This window comes from Nitrosomonas aestuarii, assembly GCF_003046585.1.
Lineage (GTDB): Bacteria > Pseudomonadota > Gammaproteobacteria > Burkholderiales > Nitrosomonadaceae > Nitrosomonas > Nitrosomonas aestuarii.
Genome location: NZ_QAAE01000002.1, coordinates 1 through 18,634 on the forward strand (window position 1 = coordinate 1; position 18,634 = coordinate 18,634).

16 protein-coding genes and 1 pseudogene are annotated in these 18,634 nt (G+C 45.9%); 12 read left to right on the forward strand and 5 right to left on the reverse strand.

The genetic code is table 11. The features are described from left to right. The 5 genes and pseudogenes from C8R11_RS01645 to C8R11_RS01665 form a co-directional block, all read left to right on the forward strand. A partial coding sequence (locus C8R11_RS01645; protein WP_181258125.1) for an alginate export family protein occupies positions 1–564 on the forward strand: 564 nt, incomplete at its 5' end. A 347-nt stretch (positions 565–911) separates the two neighbouring features. Then, the gene (locus C8R11_RS01650) at positions 912–1,466 is read left to right on the forward strand and encodes an acyloxyacyl hydrolase (protein WP_107794191.1); all 555 of its coding nucleotides are present in this window, start codon (positions 912–914) and stop codon (positions 1,464–1,466) included. A 144-nt stretch (positions 1,467–1,610) separates the two neighbouring features. Next, positions 1,611–2,045 (forward strand): glycine zipper family protein, encoded by a 435-nt coding sequence (locus tag C8R11_RS01655; protein WP_107794192.1) that lies wholly within the window; start codon positions 1,611–1,613, stop codon positions 2,043–2,045. A 622-nt stretch (positions 2,046–2,667) separates the two neighbouring features. Further along, complete coding sequence (locus C8R11_RS01660; RefSeq protein ID WP_107794193.1) at positions 2,668–3,432, forward strand: flagellar brake protein; 765 nt, start codon at positions 2,668–2,670, stop codon at positions 3,430–3,432. A 22-nt stretch (positions 3,433–3,454) separates the two neighbouring features. Then, a pseudogene (locus tag C8R11_RS01665) lies at positions 3,455–3,749 on the forward strand (transposase); the annotation flags it as partial. 56 nt (positions 3,750–3,805) lie between these two features. Here C8R11_RS01665 and C8R11_RS01670 read toward each other — a convergent pair. Further along, a complete protein-coding gene (locus C8R11_RS01670; protein ID WP_107794194.1) occupies positions 3,806–4,063 on the reverse strand; it encodes an Imm74 family immunity protein in 258 nt (85 codons plus the stop codon). A 6-nt stretch (positions 4,064–4,069) separates the two neighbouring features. Further along, positions 4,070–8,695 carry an RHS repeat-associated core domain-containing protein gene (locus C8R11_RS01675; RefSeq protein ID WP_107794195.1) on the reverse strand — a complete coding sequence of 1,542 codons (4,626 nt, stop codon included), beginning with the start codon at positions 8,693–8,695 and terminating at the stop codon, positions 4,070–4,072. 290 nt (positions 8,696–8,985) lie between these two features. Here C8R11_RS01675 and C8R11_RS01680 point away from each other — a divergent pair, with 290 nt between their 5' ends. From C8R11_RS01680 to C8R11_RS01705, 6 genes are all read left to right on the forward strand, one after another. Then, positions 8,986–9,390 (forward strand): PTS sugar transporter subunit IIA, encoded by a 405-nt coding sequence (locus C8R11_RS01680; protein ID WP_107794196.1) that lies wholly within the window; start codon positions 8,986–8,988, stop codon positions 9,388–9,390. Continuing rightward, complete coding sequence (locus C8R11_RS01685) at positions 9,380–9,649, forward strand: HPr family phosphocarrier protein (protein ID WP_090696615.1); 270 nt, start codon at positions 9,380–9,382, stop codon at positions 9,647–9,649. Before C8R11_RS01680 ends, C8R11_RS01685 begins: the two co-directional genes overlap by 11 nt. Beyond that, positions 9,646–11,373, forward strand: a complete 1,728-nt coding sequence (ptsP, locus tag C8R11_RS01690) for a phosphoenolpyruvate--protein phosphotransferase (RefSeq protein ID WP_107794197.1) — start codon at positions 9,646–9,648, stop codon at positions 11,371–11,373. Before C8R11_RS01685 ends, ptsP begins: the two co-directional genes overlap by 4 nt. Positions 11,374–11,474: 101 nt before the next feature. Further along, on the forward strand, positions 11,475–12,602 hold the full coding sequence (metX, locus tag C8R11_RS01695; RefSeq protein ID WP_090696612.1) for a homoserine O-succinyltransferase MetX: 1,128 nt from the start codon (positions 11,475–11,477) through the stop codon (positions 12,600–12,602). A 12-nt stretch (positions 12,603–12,614) separates the two neighbouring features. Next, positions 12,615–13,223: a methionine biosynthesis protein MetW gene (gene metW, locus C8R11_RS01700; protein ID WP_107794198.1), complete on the forward strand. Its 609-nt coding sequence runs from the start codon at positions 12,615–12,617 to the stop codon at positions 13,221–13,223. 276 nt (positions 13,224–13,499) lie between these two features. Continuing rightward, complete coding sequence (locus tag C8R11_RS01705) at positions 13,500–15,035, forward strand: SulP family inorganic anion transporter (protein ID WP_107794199.1); 1,536 nt, start codon at positions 13,500–13,502, stop codon at positions 15,033–15,035. Positions 15,036–15,301: 266 nt separating this feature from the next. Here C8R11_RS01705 and C8R11_RS01710 read toward each other — a convergent pair whose 3' ends face one another. The 3 genes from C8R11_RS01710 to C8R11_RS01720 form a co-directional block, all read right to left on the reverse strand. Continuing rightward, positions 15,302–15,586 carry a hypothetical protein gene (locus C8R11_RS01710; protein WP_107794200.1) on the reverse strand — a complete coding sequence of 95 codons (285 nt, stop codon included), beginning with the start codon at positions 15,584–15,586 and terminating at the stop codon, positions 15,302–15,304. 78 nt (positions 15,587–15,664) lie between these two features. Further along, positions 15,665–17,086 carry an AmpG family muropeptide MFS transporter gene (locus C8R11_RS01715; RefSeq protein ID WP_107794201.1) on the reverse strand — a complete coding sequence of 474 codons (1,422 nt, stop codon included), beginning with the start codon at positions 17,084–17,086 and terminating at the stop codon, positions 15,665–15,667. Further along, the gene (locus tag C8R11_RS01720) at positions 17,083–17,856 is read right to left on the reverse strand and encodes an exodeoxyribonuclease III (RefSeq protein ID WP_107794202.1); all 774 of its coding nucleotides are present in this window, start codon (positions 17,854–17,856) and stop codon (positions 17,083–17,085) included. Before C8R11_RS01720 ends, C8R11_RS01715 begins: the two co-directional genes overlap by 4 nt. Positions 17,857–17,887: 31 nt before the next feature. On the opposite strand from C8R11_RS01720, the gene pyrE reads away from it, so the two are divergent. Next, a complete protein-coding gene (gene pyrE / locus C8R11_RS01725; protein ID WP_090696604.1) occupies positions 17,888–18,538 on the forward strand; it encodes an orotate phosphoribosyltransferase in 651 nt (216 codons plus the stop codon). Positions 18,539–18,634: the final 96 nt, after the last annotated feature.

Sequence of the window (18,634 nt, forward strand, 5' to 3'; positions counted from 1 at the left end):
ATCCTCTATGAACTCGAGGGGATGTATCAGTGGGGCGAGCGTTCGAATCTTGATGTCTCTGCATTTGCAGTCGCAACAGGTGTAGGTTATCGTATCCCATTGCCAATGAATCCAGCCGTATGGATACGTTATGATTTCGCATCCGGGGACAGTAACCCGAATGATGGCAAGAGCAATACCTTTAACCATCTTTTCCCGTTTGGCCATTACTATATGGGATTTATGGACCGGGTCGGGCGTCAGAATATTCATGACATCAATGCCCAGATCACGATGAATCCGTTGCCGTGGTTTACATTCATTTCGCAATATCATCGCTACTATCTGGCCAATGAACGGGATTATTTGTATAACGCAGCAGGCGCCGCAACTATGAGAGATCCAACGGGGCAATCCGGCAGTCATGTGGGTGATGAAATTGACTTTCGTGCAAACTTCCACGTAAGCCGTCATCAGGATGTGCTGGTTGGTTACTCTAAACTGTTCAGTGGTGATTACCTGAAAACCCAAAGACCCGGTGTTGCTTCGGATTTGTTTTATGTGCAATATAATTTTAGATTCTGATAGTGCTATGTGCCAGTTTTAACTTTCACATTTTTATACGCGGCAATTTCTTTCACGAATCATCTATACTATCTCAGTGCTTGTGTAAAGGAATTGCCGTTATTCTCCAAAGAAACGTCTCTTTTGCGGTTTGGTAATATATTTCTAATAGCAAAGTAACGGATATTCATCTCCAGACATAGTTACATCACAAACTTTGTGCAAATTACACCTTTACCCAGATTATTTATGCCAAATAACCTGCTTTATGCAACGCCCTATCGGGAATACTAATAAAAAAGAATTTTCATAAGCATCAAACTTAGGCAGGCAAAAAAATAGCTAAGAAACTGGAGGATTTGTAGGACATGAAACATGTATTGATTGCTATCCATTTTCTTGCATTGACCTTGTCGACTTTCATGGTTGAAAGCAACGAAGGCATGCCTGTGACTGGCCTGCTTCACCAATTGAAATTTGGTGTTCTGGCCCACGACGTTGGTGATTTATGGAGTGGATTCAACAGGGAAGAAGGCGTCGATTTAAATATCGAAGCTGTATTTTCTCCATCGCTGACTATTTTGGGCGGATCATTGCGACCAGCATTGGGTGGCTCCATTAATACAGCTGGAGACACCTCAAAAGGTTATCTTGATTTGTTATGGCAATACAATTTTGCGACGGGCATATTTTTTGTTTCCGGCGTGGGAGCCGCTATTCATGATGGAAAACTAAATGCATCAACGGCCGGAAGAAAAGCACTCGGGTCGCGCGTACTTTTTCATATTCCGGTTGAAATCGGATACTTTATCTCGTCACAGACTACTGTCTCTATTTATTTTGATCATATCTCAAATGCCTATACAGCGAATGAAAATGAAGGAATGGATACGCTGGGCGTTCGTTTTGGTTACGTTTTCTGATGATAAAAGAATCAAAATACCATCCACACTTTACTGAATCGCACTTAAATGCCGGATAATTGCCCATTCACCCGAACTGTGTCTATTCTGGTTGTCTAATAGGTAGATATGCTTGCTGAAGCGCAAAAGATGAGGAGTAACGCTATGAAACCAGTTCGGATGTTGTTTGCGGGATGGATAATATTGTGGTTATCGGCATGTTCCAGCACGGGGCCAGTTCTATATCCAAATACGCACTACCAGTCTGTAGGGCAGGAAATTGCCGAGCAGGACATCGAGTACTGTAAACAATTAGCTGAATCAGCCGGCGCTAGAGAAAACAGTGGTACGGCAGCCGGCAATGTGGCAACCAATACCGCCATGGGTGCTGGTGTGGGCGCTGCCAGCGGTGCCGTTGGAGGCGCGATCACAGGGTCAGCCGGCAGGGGTTCCTTGATAGGCGCTGCCAGCGGCGCTGTATGGGGTTTGTTTCGAGGTATTTTTTCCGCAGCAAGGCCTTCACAACCCAACCAAGCCTACGCCAATTTTGTATATCGGTGCTTGCAAGAGAAAGGCTATGAAGTCACCGGATGGCAATAAAGATGATCCTCCTATTAACAAGATAATTAAGAGGTCGTCAAAAACGCTTTCAAGGCAGGGGAAGCAAGGCAAAAACAGGCGTAAAAACGGAGTTTACGCATAATAAATGAATATTCTGAGCTCGTTTTTAACGCCGATGGTAGTTCGCTAGATAGTTTCTCAACAACCTGCTAGAGTCAAGCCACTGTGCGATGAAAAGCGCCGGATTGCTGCTCTGCTCTGGCTTTATCCGCAAGAATGCCACATAAACCCGTGGCTGACAGAGAGTACCAGAAAATTTATTGATTCGCCATCACACACACTGCAAAGCAATTAAATCAGTCATGTATCGCTCTTCTACGACGCTGCCCCAGCTTCCGGCGTCAACAATTGTGATTGATCAGCCAGTGCAACATGTGCAAAAGATGCAATCGACTGGTTGACCACATTAAGAAAATAACTCTCTATATTTCTTATTTAAATTGCCGTTAAGTATAGTCATTGTATGTCAGTTTGAAACAGCGGCAGATAACTACCCAGTTAGTGGCTGTCTAGAATTGATAATCTTTGTCGAATAATCAAGAAATCACTGTCATACCGTTATCTGGTTTAACACAACTCATTTTAGGAACAATCACATACCATGCAATCATCTGAGATAACAGAAGAACTCGAAATGCAGTCAAAATTTCAGGGGGGAGAAAATTCTCCCATGCACAACAAACAAAATGCAGCCAGCAATAATCAGTTTACATTTGAAGATATGCGATTAAAAATTGGCGATCAACTACAAATTAAATTGTTTCCGCAAACGATGGGTATTCGTCATTCAGCAAATAGCGAATATTACATGGCAAATTTAATTGGTTACTATCAAGACCGTTCAATACTTGTATCAATACCTCACACCACTCATATAGCCGAATGCGCTATGCTGGAAAATGACAAACTAGCGATTTATTTTTTTAGTGGGCGAACATTATTTAAATTTATATCCTATATTGACAAGATCATATCTTTACCATATCGATACATGCATCTATCATTCCCAAGTCAGATATCCGGACAGACCATCCGAAAATCAAGACGCATAGATGTCTGTATAGAAGCAACCGCCAACAACAGCGACACACCCATAATCATCACTGACATCAGTACAGCAGGTGCAAAAATCGAAACCAGCTCTGACATAGGGCAGCCAGGCGATTTAATAAATCTATCCTTTACAATTAATTTGTATGAAAAAGAGACCCGGCTACAAGTAAAAGCCATTATCCGATCATTTAATATCACACATACAAATGAACAACCCCTATGTTTTGGTGTTGAGTTTACTGAACTGCAGCAGGAACAGATTCAAATGCTACGCGACTTGGTATATCAGCAGATTATAGATGGTTTCAATTAATTACTGACCATGCAGGCACGCGCATTGGGACAACATTGACACGTCTTTCAAATATCCCGAGGTTATCAGAAAAGTCTTCTATACAACCAATGCCATCGAATCGCTCAACAGCGTTAATCGAAAAGCGATCAAAAACGCAAATTGTTTCCAACTGATGATTCCACCAGAAAAGTCATTTTTCTCACAATTCAGCAAGCTTTCAAAAACTGGACGATGCCGATAAAAAACTGGAAAGCTGCTTTGAATCGTTTATGATCGAATTCAAGGACAGACGGACTGAGCCAGTACAGATTATGACAAAGTCGCTCGGTAATTAGACCGACAGTTTCCCTTGGCAATCACACTAGTACACATTATTAATTACGAACGAACTTTACTCCCATTCAATGACTAAACCCTTACCTTCCAACTCTTTGGATATATTTCGTTTTATCCTTTGTTTATCTTCATCAGTAACATTAATTTTTTCGAAAGGTGATTGCCATGCTCGAAACCGATCAAAATAGATCACTAAGTCTGTTGATCCTGTTAACATTTCTGATTCAATATGTGCCTTTCGTTTTCCTTCTGAATAGATAATCCTTGATCGTCCTTTCAGAGAAACATTGTAATCTCTTGAGTCAAAAAACATATTGAATCACTCCACTATGTGAAAATTAATATTGTTACCTTTCTTCTTGATGATTGGAAACTCTTTTGTAGCCCAGACACTTTCTAGTCTTACACCTTTACTAGAGTGAAATACATCAACAGAACCCTTAGCACTTCTCGCGAAGTTCTTTGACGCAACATTCCAAAATAATTTCATGTAACTAAAATTTCCGGGGGTCGTTATCTTATCCAAGACCTTACCCATCAAAGTCATTTCTAATGTTTTACCTCCATTTGCTTTGGCAAAAAATTCAGCAGCTTCTCTCGATCCAGGTCCTGACCAAAAAACTCTCTTGTTTGAGAAAAAAACACTAAGTATTTTTCCACCGAGTAACCCAGTAGCCCCTGAGGGTATTGCACCTGTAACTGCAAAGAAAGCAACCTGGCCTTTATCAACACATTCCAGATTTACGCCATTACTGAATAGCTGTGATGCCAAATTGATCGCAGCACCTGAGAATGCACCAACACCTGCACTTATTGCAGCTGCGCAAGCTGGATTACCAGCACAGGCAGCTATTAACGCAGGAATCGCCTCTCCTGTCGGATCCGTGAAACTTAGCGGATTCGCATTCACATACCCATAAGTATTAACCCCACCAGCCAGTCCAATCGGGTCAGATGAGAGATATCTACCAATCTGCGGTTCATAGTCCCTGAAATAATTGTAGTGCAGATGGGTTTCACTGTCGAAATACTGTCCGGCAAAGCGCAGGTTGTATTTAAATAAATGACCATCACTATCAGGATCTTCGTCGGGCCGGCTGTCGCCAAAGGCATTTCGGTCATGCCACAACCACACCGGGACATCGGTTGAATCAACGATCACCCGCGGCGTATTGAGATGATCGGTGTCAATGGTGTAGATCTCGACCGAGTCAGCGTGGACTGTTTGTTTGATAACGGCCACGGGTATATCGCCAAACCAGACGGTTTCCTGGTTGAGGCGCCAGACATTGGATTCTCTGCTGTTCTCGGATTTATTGTAGTCGCCTATGAATTTACCATCTGAATCATAAACAACAATTGTCGGTGCAGTTTTCCTACCCCGATAATGCCATTTGAGCGTACGTTCGCCATGACCATTGTATAAACTAAACACTTTAGCCTCGCCGCCAGACGACACGCTTGAAAGCCGTCCGGCAGCATTCCAGCTAAAATCCATTATGCCGTCTGATAATGCGTTACCCGCCGCGTCATACGAATAGTTTTTGACGACAGGTCCGGCAACACTTAGCAGTCGGTTACTGTTGGCTTCGATGGTATAGGGATAAACCATTGTTCCCGATTGTTCAAGAATACGGTTGCTGTTGGCGTCATATCCCCACAGGCGTGTACTGGCATTACCGGTCTGGCGGATCAATCGGTTAAGCGTATCGTATTCGTATGTGTGGTTGTAGACCGGGTTAATGTGACTGGTGTTGGTAATTCGGCCAGCTGCGTCATACGTGAGTGTCTGGGCGTTCGCACCCAGCGGATGCTGTGTTAATCTGCCATCGAGATCATAACTCCGGCTGTGCATCCGACCAGTACCCCAGTGCCAGCTCTGCGGTTCTCCAAATGGCCGGTAGGTGATGTTTTGCATCAATATATCGCCATTGACGCGCACCTCTGTGGGCCGGCCGTCCATGCCATAGGCATAATCAATCTGTGCCCCCGATGGGTAGGTCACGCGGATTAACCGGCCACCGACATCATATTGATAGTTGATGGCATGCGTGAAGCTTTCGCGAAACAGGCGCACCGTCTGGATTTTATTCAGCAAACGCCCGTGCACGTCATATTGATAGCGCGTACTGCCGGATTCATCAGTCATTCCTGTCAGGCGTCCGATACCATTGGCACCGTTATCATATTTCCAGGTGGTTGTTTTGGTTACCGGCACACCGGTAACGGTGTTGTAAGACTGAAATATTGGACGATTCAGCACATCGTAGGCTGTGGTTTGCACCACGCCACGCGCATCGGTGCGTGTGAGCTGATTGCCTGCGGCATCGTAGGTATATGAGGTTGTTCCCCTATCGTGTGACACTTCATGCAGCACATCACCGAAAACATTGGTGGTGTAACGGGTAGCAATACCTTTGGGATCGGTAACTTGCACAATTTGATCGCGCGCATCATACTGCTGCAGGGTTTGGCCGCCCATCGGATCATTGGCCTGAATTAAACGATTGAGCGCATCGAACTGCCGTGTTGAGGTATGAGAGAGCGGATCAACGGTTTGCTTCAGATTGCCGTTGGCGTCATACGCAAATTCTGTGATTTGGTTTTGTGCACCGACCATTCTCCACAAACGGCTGAGTGCATCGAATTCATGTTGACGCGTTTGCACCAGTGCATTAACGGCATCGAAGATTTCTTCTTTGGCCCGGTTGCCTGCGGCATCCAATGTGTAACGGATTGCGTTGCCGAGACTGTCAGCGATCTCAGTCAAACGGTGCGCGGTATCATAAGTAAAGTGGATGGCGCTGCCGTCCGGACGCGTCAGTTGGATTAACTGGCCAACATTGTCGTATTGATAGGCGGTCGTTTCAGTGCCGGTCACACGCGAGACCAGTCGCTGCCGTGCATCATAGGTCAGCGTGGTGGTAAGATTGTTGGCATCGACAATCTGCGCAGGCTGGCCGTGCGCATTATAGCGGGTGATGTTGGTAGCATGACCCAATGCGTTGGTGATACGCATCACCTGCCCGCGGCAGCCGAAGTGGCCGCCGTCACAGGCCGCATCCGGTGCATAGTAGTTTACGGTGGTGATATCGTTTACATCGGTGCGCGGGCCATCAATGATGCGCTGCACAATCACACCGGTAACGGTGGAATGATAGGTGTAGCGGGTGTTCCAGGTGCGGGTTTCGTTGCTGCCGGTGTCATGGATACTCAGTTGGGTAACATTGCCGTAAGTATCGTAGTTAATCGTTGTTTCCCGATTGACCTCAGTCACGCGAACCGGCAAACGGAAATCCAAATGCCAATCGGTCAACATCTTGCGTTCAGAACTGTTGGCTTCAGGAGAGTAATTAACCAGATCATCCGGACAAGCACTGCCGGAAAACAATCCCTCGACACGCGCAATTTCCAGATTGTGGTTCAGGTCATGCGCATAGCAGGTCTTGTTACCGTTAAAATCAGTACGGCTGGCGACATTGCCGTTGATATCGTAGTTGATTGCCGAAGATGCCGCGCTGCAGCCGGAGCCGCCCGGTTGCGACTGGCCGATACTTTTGGCGACACCGAGGATAGTTTGAAACTGATGTGTATACTGGCTGCCCAGTGGATCGGTCACCAACGTACTGTTGCCATCAGGGTTGTAGCTCAGCTGATACCGGTCTGCGCCACCGGCATGTTCAGTCACAATCGCACGACCTGCTGTATCGTATGTATATGTTGCATACCGCACACCGTTTTCGTCGGTGATACCGGTCAGCGCATGCGGCAAATTGGCGCCACTCGTGTAGGCCGTCTCGTTATAGTGGTAGCTACGGGTTTTACCGTCAGGATAAGTAACACTGGCTAGGCTACCACTTGCTTCATAGCTGAATTGATAAATGTTTCCAGATGGATCGATCAGGCTGGCAAAATTACCATGATCATCATGCATAAATTGCAATTGTTGTCCGAAAACGTCGGTAACACTCTCAAGATTACCGTTTTTATTATAAGTCAGCGTATGCGTAAGACCTCTTCGATCTGCAACCGAAATGAGTTTCCCGGTGGCATCATAATACTCTGCGCTGTCCTTAAAACGATCGATATAAAACCAGCCAGTACGCTGGTTATTTTCATCAACAACCTCAATCAGAGAATCATTGATATCACTATCACCTACCCACTCACCGGTGTCTGGCTGTTTATTAAATAGTAAAGCACCTTTGCCACGGTAAACACGCGCACTCGTCGGAATATCCTGCCCATCCAGTACAATACTTTTATAGTAAGTGTGTCGCCAAGCAACACCTGACCTTTTATTATCGTTATGTTGATAAAATAACTGGAAATCAATGGGAAACACACCATTGCCAGCACTATAAACCGGAATAGTTAATTCTTTGCGCCCCAGTGCAATGTATACCGGATGCGGTGTTCTTTCTCCGCATGCTTCAGGTTTGACTAAATCCTTTTCGCCATCAGGATAAGAAGGTACAGGACATGCAATGTAACCTTGCCTCCAGCCTCCCCCAAATGGGCTTGGAGCTTGCAACCCATGAATATTGGACGGACAAACGCCAAATAATGTTGCGCTCATTGTTCCACAATAATCTGGCTCATATGGCCTGCAAAACTTGAAGCCCCATAACAACCCTCCATGACCAGGAATTTCCGCGTTCTCACGGCATAGCCAAGGCCCTCCCTGTTCCAGACATACTCCTTCTCTTAGAGGATCCAAAGCATCAACTGGAGAAAGATAATATTGCGTATTTTTTAATAATTGTTCCGTAGTACCTGGGGACGGGAATAACCCACGAATCCATACAGTCCTAGTTGGCGGTTGAATTTGCGTACCTTCAGGAATAGAGGTATCTGCTATAGACTCCGAAATGCCAGCAATGAGTAAAAACAGAGCAATCAATAAAGCCATTGTTAGCTTATTACATGCAAACCTAAAAACCATAAACACTTCTCCTTACAAATCTTTAGCTAAACAAGATATGAGATGCTTCAGCACCACGGATTGACGCGTACTCAGCAGAATCACAACAAATATGTTTTTATTAATCGGCACATTTGCACTTTCATATAACCACATGATCATAATGCGTAATTTCCTCTGGTAGATTCACACATGTAGAGCGGCTGTTATCAATGAAACAGGGAATGAAAATTTAAAGTTGTTGGAGCGCTTACTGCGAGCAATGATAAAATCCAGCAATCTCTATACAATAAAAGCAGGAAAAAATATTTATGATCGGGATACTTGTTGTGACCCATGAAAACCTCGGAGATCATTTGATTCGGTGCGCCAGTCATGTCATGGGAGAAAAACCTGAATATTTGATCCATCTGGGTGTATTCATTGAAAATGACTCGAACAGCATTCTTGACGAAATGCGCGCGTTGGCACAGCAACTTAATACGGGCGATGGCGTTCTGATTCTTTGTGATATTCTGGGCGCAACACCCTGCAATATCGCCAGCAGGCTGATTCAGGCTGACCGGATAGCCTGTGTTGCTGGCGTCAATCTGCCCATGCTGGTAAGAACATTAACCTATCGCAATGAAGGTTTGTCTACGGTGGTGGAAAAAGCCTTAAGTGGCGGGAAAAACGGGGTGATCGAAATTCCTGCAGAGACTCGACATGCAAATTAAAGAAGTCGAAATCATCAATAAACTGGGGCTGCATGCACGTGCTTCGGCAAAACTGACAAAACTGGCCAGCCAGTATAAATGCGAAGTCTGGCTAACCGGTAATAATCGGCGCGTGAATGCTAAAAGTATCATGGGCGTGATGACTCTGGCTGCAGGCAAGGGCACAAAGATGCAAATTGAAACGACAGGCGAGCAGGAAACCGAAGCGATCAATGCGCTAGTCGCATTAATTGAAAACTATTTCGGAGAAGGTGAATGAGCTTTATTCTGCACGGTATTGGTGTCTGCAAGGGCATCGCAATCGGGCATGCGCATTTGACTGTGCCTGCCGCCTTGGAAGTCATGCATTATCTGATTCCTAAAAGTCAGGTAGAAAAGGAAATCCAACGATTGGATCAGGCTTTTTCAATCGTACGTGCAGAATTTGAGGCATTACAATCTTCCGTAACAGACGGGCCAGCATTAGCTGAGTTCAGCGCGTTTCTTGAATTGCATCATATGATCCTGGATGATCCAACACTCACAGATGCGACACGCGACATTATTGCAAAAACACACTGTAATGCAGAATGGGCGCTTGCGCAGCAGAAAGAGGCATTGCTGGCGGAATTTGAAGCAATTGATGACACCTATTTACGCGAGCGCAAAACAGATGTCGAACAAGTCGTAGACCGCGTTCTCAAAGCATTGCTCGGTCATCCCGGATATCAACCGCCAGCGCCCAAGCATTTAGGCGATCATATTCTGGTTGCATATGACCTGAGCCCTGCAGATATCATGCAATACAAGCCACATCAGTTTGTCGCTTTTTTAACGGATATGGGCAGTCTGACGTCACACACTACAATAGTTGCGCGCAGTCTGAACATTCCTTCTGTAGTTGCACTGCATCATGCACATCAACTGATTCTCGAAGGTGATTGTCTGATTGTCGATGGCGACCAGGGCGTCATTATCGTCAACCCAGATAAATATGTGTTAGACGAGTATCGTTTGCGGCAAAGCCAGCTCGAGTTGGAAAATCAAAAGCTCAAACGACTTAAAAGTATTAACGCGATAACTCTTGATGGCACACCCATCGATTTATTCGCCAATATTGAGCTACCGGGCGATTTAGAGCAAGTCAAAGAACATGGCGCAACAGGTATCGGATTGTTTCGTAGTGAATTCCTGTTTTTGAATCGCGACGACCTGCCTGATGAAGACGAGCAGTTTGAAGCTTACCGAGCAGTTGCTACCAAAATGCGCGGCAAACCCGTGACCATTCGCACTTTTGATCTCGGCGGTGACAAAAAGTTAAAACATACGACACAGACTGCCGCAAATCCGGCGCTGGGCCTGCGCGCTATCCGTTTGAGCTTATCCGAACCACAAATGTTTCACATCCAGTTGCGTGCAATTCTACGCGCATCCAAATATGGGCAGATTAAAATTTTAATACCCATGATTTCCAATGCTACAGAAGTTGATCAAACGCTGTATTTGATCGAATATGCCAAACATACCCTGCAGAAAGATCAACTCGACTTTGATGAACGAATCCAGGTAGGTGGCATGATCGAAATTCCAGCAGCCGCACTTAGTGTAGAAGTTTTTCTGCAAAAGCTGGATTTTTTATCAATAGGTACTAATGATCTGATTCAATATACACTGGCAGTGGATCGGGTGGATGATGCCGTCGCGCACCTCTATGATCCATTTCATCCGGCGGTATTATGGCTGGTATCGCGCGTCATTCAAATATCCAACCGGGCGAAGAAACCTGTTTCGATCTGTGGCGAAATGGCTGGCGACATTCAGTTTACGCGTTTATTACTTGGAATAGGCTTACAACAATTTTCAATGTATCCAGCACAACTTCTAGCGGTTAAGAATCAAATCCTTAAAAGTAACTTACCTGATATTATTCCGTTAGCACATAAAATTATCCGAGCCGATAATCAGGAAAAAATACGCAATCTGTTGGCTAAGCTAAATAGCTAGGAGAATTTACACGACGTTTATTGATTGCCTGTTTTGTCGATATAATGAGCATCTTTTTTCAACCATTTTCTTTAGCATTTTTGGAGTATTTTTAAGACCAGATGCAAGATTCAAATTCAGTAGGTATCGTAACACCACAATATGTACATATTGATAAAACACTCAAGCTAAAAAGTGGTTCTGTATTAACCAGCTACAATCTGGTGTACGAAACCTATGGTACGCTCAATGCTGACCGATCAAATGCGCTTCTGATCTGTCACGCACTCTCAGGCAACCATCATGTCGCGGGCGTCTATGCAGATAAACCAAAAAGCACCGGATGGTGGGACAATATGGTCGGGCCGGGCAAGCCAATTGACACCAATAAATTTTTTGTCATTGGCGTCAATAACCTGGGTGGCTGCCATGGTTCAACCGGGCCGGCAAGTATTGACGCCAGAACAGGCAAACATTACGGCGCGAATTTCCCTATCGTCACCGTTGAAGACTGGGTCGAAACACAGGCACAACTGGCCGAGCATCTGGGTATTCAACAATTCGCGGCCGTTATCGGCGGCAGCCTGGGCGGCATGCAGGCCTTGCAGTGGACGCTTGATTACCCCGATAAAGTACGCCATGGACTGGTTATCGCAGCAGCCGCAAAATTAACCGCGCAGAATATCGCTTTTAACGATGTCGCCCGCCAGGCCATTCTAACCGACCAGGATTTTTATGGCGGCGACTACTACTCATATAACACTTTGCCTCGGCGCGGCTTGCGGCTGGCCCGCATGCTGGGGCATATCACCTATCTTTCTGATCATTCGATGGCGACAAAATTCGGACGCGATTTGAGAGACGGCAAGTTCTCGTTTGGCTATGATGTTGAATTCGAAATTGAATCGTATCTGCGTTATCAAGGAGATAAATTTACCGACCTGTTCGATGCAAACAGTTACCTGCTGATGACCAAGGCACTGGATTATTTTGATCCGGCCAATGCCTATGACGGCGACTTAAACGCCGCATTTAAAGCAGTCAAAGCCAGTTTTCTGGTGCTGTCATTTACCACTGACTGGCGTTTTTCGCCAGAACGCTCACGGGATATTGTCAAAGCACTTCTGAATAATAATATCAATGTCAGTTATGGCGAAATCACTTCCGCTCATGGCCATGATTCTTTTTTGATGAATGACGCTTATTATCATCAACTGGTGCAGGCGTACATGAATAATATTGAGGTTTAACAGATCGTCACCATGAATACCACGACACCTATAACCCCCCCCCTGAGACCTGACTTCGCAGCGATTGCCAAGTGGATTAAACCCGGTGCAAAAATACTGGATCTGGGCTGCGGCGACGGCGCACTGCTCAGATATCTGCACCAGGAACGTCACGTGTTCGGCTATGGCGTTGAAATCGATGATGAAAACGTTCTAGGCTGCTTAAGAAACGGTATTAACGTCATCCAGAATGATCTGGAATCCGGGCTATCCAGCTTTGCGTCAGATTCCTTTGATTATGTCATTTTGTCACAGACCTTGCAGGCCATGAAGCATACCGCCGAAATTATCCGGGAAATGTTGCGCGTGGGCCGGGAAGGCATTGTATCGTTTCCTAATTTCGGTTACTGGAAAAACCGGGTACAGGTCATCCGCGGCCATATGCCGGTTTCTGAATCACTGCCTTATCACTGGTACGACACGCCCAACATTCATCTCTGCACCCTCGGTGATTTTGAAGCACTCTGCAACCAATGTAACGCAATAATTCTGGAGCGCCGTGTCATGAACAAAGACCACCAAATCGAATTGCTGCCTAACTTAATGGGTAAACTGGCTTTTTATCGGTTTAAACGAAAATAGACCCCGAGAATAATGTCTGTAAACAACTCGCATCACCGCGTACGGAAAATGTTCATCCCCCATTCGTTTAAAAAGTGTGAAACTTTAGCTTTCCCAATTTATCCAAAACAATGCACGCGCTACTCGAAACTTGACTTTGGCGGAGAGTCCTCTATGAGAGATCAACGTGGCATTTGCATTTTTGCTTTGAATGAATCTGTTTTCGATATACAAAACGGGATTGTTGATTTTGAATACCCTACTTAGAAATCCTTTCTAGCAGAATTGGCACTGATTATGGAGTATTTCAAACAGACCTTTCACAAGGACCTTTTGTCCTCGATCGTAGTCTTTTTTGTCGCGCTACCTCTTTGTATGGGGATCGCTATCGCTTCCGGTGTTCCTCCGATGCTGGGAATCATCACTGGCATCGTCGGTGGCCTGGTCGTGGGTTTTATTGCAGGCGCTCCGCTACAGGTTAGCGGTCCAGCAGCCGGTCTCACCGTACTCGTGTATGAACTTGTCCAAAGCCACGGTATAGAAATGCTAGGGCCAGTGGTTTTGCTGGCCGGTCTTTTTCAGGCAATTGCTGGTTTTTTTAAACTCGGGCAATGGTTTAGGGCGGTCAATCCAGCAGTAATCCATGGAATGTTAGGAGGGATCGGGGTTCTGATTTTCGCGAGCCAGTTTCATGTGATGTTGGACAGAAACCCCTATGGAAGTGGTATTCAGAACTTGATCTATATTCCTCATTCGCTCCTGAAAACGTTTGTTCCGGATGGACGTGGGTCGGAAGCTATCCTGGCTGGTGTTTTGGGTTTGGGAACGTTTATCTTTATGTGGTGCTGGGAGTTTTTTAAGCGTAATCCACTAAGAATGATCCCCGCCCCGCTTATTGCTGGTTTCGGGAGCACCTTGGTTACTTTGATTTTCGATCTGCCGGTAAAAAAAATTTCCATCCCCGATTCGTTTGCGACTCTAATCACATGGCCCTCGATGGACAGGATGCTTCAGGTTTTTCAACCCGATATTCTGCCATTTATTTTTGGACTAGCACTGATTGCAAGTGCTGAAACTTTGCTTTGCGCATCTGCATTGACCAAGATGCGCCTGGACGCCAAAGTTGACTATGACAGGGAATTATTCGCGCAAGGTGTAGGAAACACAATTTGCGGCTGGCTTGGTACGCTTCCATTGACGGGTGTGATAGTGAGAAGTTCTGCAAACATAAAGGCTGGCGGCCAAACTCGTGGAGCAGCAATTTTTCATGGGGTCTGGTTGTTAGTTTTTGTGCTGCTTTTTCCTCACCTGCTTCGATTCATTCCCATGGCATCACTGGCGGCCATACTGGTATTTACCGGATACAAACTGATAAACCCGGCAACCATCAAAAACCTTGCCAGATATGGAAGGCCTGCGCTCATCATCTACTTTATAACCTTAACTGGAATAGTCACGACAGATCTTCTGACTGGCGTTTTGCTAGGCATTGGAGCATCATTGATTCGCCTGATATTCACCTTTTCTGCCCTGAGTATAGAGACAACGGTCGACGAAGAAAAAAAACAAATCGATGTTCATATATCTGGAGCCGCTACCGTAATTACGCTACCGAAACTGGCGTCCACGTTGGAAAGCTTGCCAAAAGACTATCATGTAACCGTCCACTTCAATCGCTTGTTCTACATTGATCACGCTTGTATGGATTTTCTGGAAACTGAGCGTCTAAAAAGGGAAGAAGCAACGGGAGATCTCGAGATGGATGCTTCGCGACTGCACTTCACTTACGATAGGTCGGAAAAAGGACGATACCACTTGCCTGTAAAAAAGTGATGGTAAGGTTATAAAATTGAGCCAAAGAATAAGAGTCAAATTTATTCATTAATAATAAAGCTATGGTATTTTCTCGTTTACGTCCCGCTACTTTTGATTGGCAGATTAACCAGAATGCTTATTTGAGAGAATTGGTATAAATAGCGTCTTGCTATGTTCCACCTTTATCATCCAGTAAGTTAATAATGCTTAGGATACAGTGGCGCACTTGTTTTTTGAATATGGGTTGTTGCGGTATTTTCCATCGGCAATTGAAGTTCAATGCTCTACCCATGCGCAAAAGTATATTCAAATTCCGGATTCATCTTGAAAGCCTTGCCCTCAAAGTCATATGGAACCAGTGTATTGAACTCGTAGTCATTCCGGGCAGATCCCAGCGACAAAGCCAGATCAAATATTATGGGCTCGGGCAAGTCGATAGGTGCATTGCGAAATGGATTCCTCCGGATGTACAACTCGGTATCGACAGCAATACTGTCACCAGCAAAAGCAGGCAGGTATACAAAGACGTATAGAACATATTCATTCCATTTCGTTGGACAACTGATCATATGGAACGGGTCTTCATAATGACCGCCAGGCAAGCAGTGTAATCACCATTCTTTTTGACCAACCGGCAAATAGGCAGGTTAGGTATGAGGCCTGGTATCGGGTTTATTTGACGACATTGATGATCCGTTTACTGACGTCTCAAATTTTGCCTTACCGGCTAGTCTGACCAGCAAGAGCACGGGCACCCCCAACAATGCTGTTGCGATAAAAAAGCTTTCATAGCCATATGCATCAACAAATTGACCACTGAATCCGGCGACAAATTTAGGCAGCAGCAGCATAACCGAACTGAACAAGGCATATTGCGTAGCCGAATATGCGGAATTGGTCAGACCCGAAAGATAGGCGATAAATGCGCTGGAAGCGATACCGGCAGACAGATTATCCGCCGAGATGGTAAAGACCAGGCCACTCACGTCATGGCCGCGCCCTGCCAGCCATACGAACAGCAGATTGGTTGCCGCCGATAACACCGCACCAATAAACAGGGTACGCATGATGCCAATTCTTGCAATCAGTATACCGCCAACCGCAGCCCCCAGAATGGTCATCAATACGCCATACACTTTCGAGACGGTGGCCACTTCGTCTTTGGTGTAGCCCATGTCGACATAAAACGGATTGCTCATTACGCCCATGACCACATCCGAAATACGATAAAGCGCGATCAGTGCAAGAATAAGTAAAGCCTGTTTGCCGTGGCGCACAATAAAATCGCGAAAAGGCGCAATTAGCGCACCATACAGCCACACCAGCATATTCGCCAGCCTGGCATTGAGATGCCAGTTAGCAATGATCGCATGCGCATACTGTTCATTTTCTGAAAGCAGTGTGCTGAACGGCACATCCGGTTCACGGATGATCAGCGTAGTGATAATGCCGACACTCATACAACCCGCCATCACCAGATAGGCAAAACGCCAGGGTAAATAATCATAAGTCGTGGCGGAAGAATCCACAGCTGCCGCAATCCACAAGACACCGGCAGAAGCCAGAATCATAGCCACCCGATAACCCGCCTGGTACGTCGCCGCCATCGCGCCCTGAAGCTCCAGCGCAACTGCTTCAATACGATAGGCATCGAGTGCGATATCCTGGGTTGCAGAAGCAAACGCGACCGCAAGCGCGAAAAAAACCATATGCGACAGATTAATAACGGGATCAGTACTGGCCATGCCAATCAATGCGAATACGATAACAATCTGCGAAAGTAGCAACCAGGCACGCCGCCGTCCCAGCAGACGGGTTAAAACCGGCAGCGGCATACGATCGACCAGCGGAGACCACAGCCATTTAAAACTATACGCCAACCCGATCCAGCTCAAATGGCCTATAGTTGTCCGATCAATGCCGGCCTCGCGCAACCAGAATGACAGCGTACCCAGAATAAGGAGCAACGGCAATCCGGCGGAAAAACCCAATGACAACATTCCCAGTACACGTGGATGCGTATAGATACTAAGCGTATTGAGCCAGCTCGAGGCCGCAGCGGGTTTCATTTATCCTCGTCGTAGTCGATAATCAACGGCGCATGGTCCGAAAAGCGGGATTCCTTGTAAATCATGGCGCCAGCGGCTTTGTTGGCAATCTGTGGAGTGGCGATCTGATAATCAATTCGCCAGCCGACATTTTTAGCCCATGCCTGACCACGATTAGACCACCAGGTATAATGATCCGGCTCCCGATTGAGTTGCCTGAACACATCGACATAACCAATTTCATCAAAAACACGCGTGAGCCACGCGCGCTCTTCAGGCAAGAAACCCGAATGCTTCTGATTGGCACGCCAGTTTTTTAAATCAATTTCTTTATGTGCAATATTCCAGTCCCCACATAAAATAATATCGCGGCCACTGGCGATCAATTCCTGCAAAAAAGGATAAAACCGGTCCAGAAAAAAGAATTTCGAAGCTTGCCGGTGATCGCCGCTTGAACCGGATGGCAGGTAAACGGAAATTACACTGAGATTGCCAAAATCAGCCTGAATAAAGCGTCCCTCCTGATCTATTTCATCGACACCAATTCCTTCGACAATTTTATCCGGCTGGTTACGGCAATAAATGCCGACACCACTATAGCCTTTTTTCTCGGCACAATGAAAAAAACCATGATAGCCTGCCGGAGTACGTATTTCGCCACTCAAATCGGGCAATTGTGCTTTGAGTTCCTGAACGCACACAATTTCCGCCGACTGCTCCGGCAGCCACTGAAAAAAACCTTTTCTGGCGGCAGCACGCACGCCGTTGACATTAAGCGTTATAATCTGCATCGTTATTTAGCTGAGTAATACAATCATCCATATGTCCGATTCCGACTTCAGACAAACATTTATCGAGTTTGCAATTGATCGCAAGGTGCTATGCTTTGGTGAATACAAAACCAAAGCCGGCCGTATGTCGCCGTATTTTTTTAATGCCGGTTTGTTTAATGACGGTGATTCACTGCACCGGTTGGGGCAATTTTACGCGAAAGCCATCCTCGCTGCCGAGCTTCCTTTTGATATGCTGTTTGGCCCGGCGTATAAGGGGATTCCACTCGTCAGCTCAGTTACCATTGCGTTGGCACAGATGGGCCATAATTATCCCTTCTGCTTTAACCGAAAGGAAGTCAAAGACCATGGCGAAGGCGGCATACAGATCGGCGCACCATTAGCGGGTCGGGTGCTAATCGTGGATGATGTCATCTCTGCTGGCACATCAGTCCGTGAATCGGTTGATTTGATAACAGGCACAAGCGCAACACCCTGTGGCGTCCTCATTGCACTGGACCGGATGGAGCGCGGATCCGGACCACTTTCCGCTATACAGGAAGTCGAAAAAACGCACGGCATTCCTGTTATCAGCATCATTAATTTAAATGATCTGATTCATTTTTTACAGTCCGGCGACCATTTGGCTCATCACCTGGAAGCGGTGACGCGCTATCGACAACAGTACGGTGTTGCCTGTTAAACGTATACTTTTGATGCCTTTATAGCATTGCAGCCACAGCACAATGGTTTTCTCTTCAATTTACGGCTGGTTAAATTCATTCTCCTGAATGCCGTT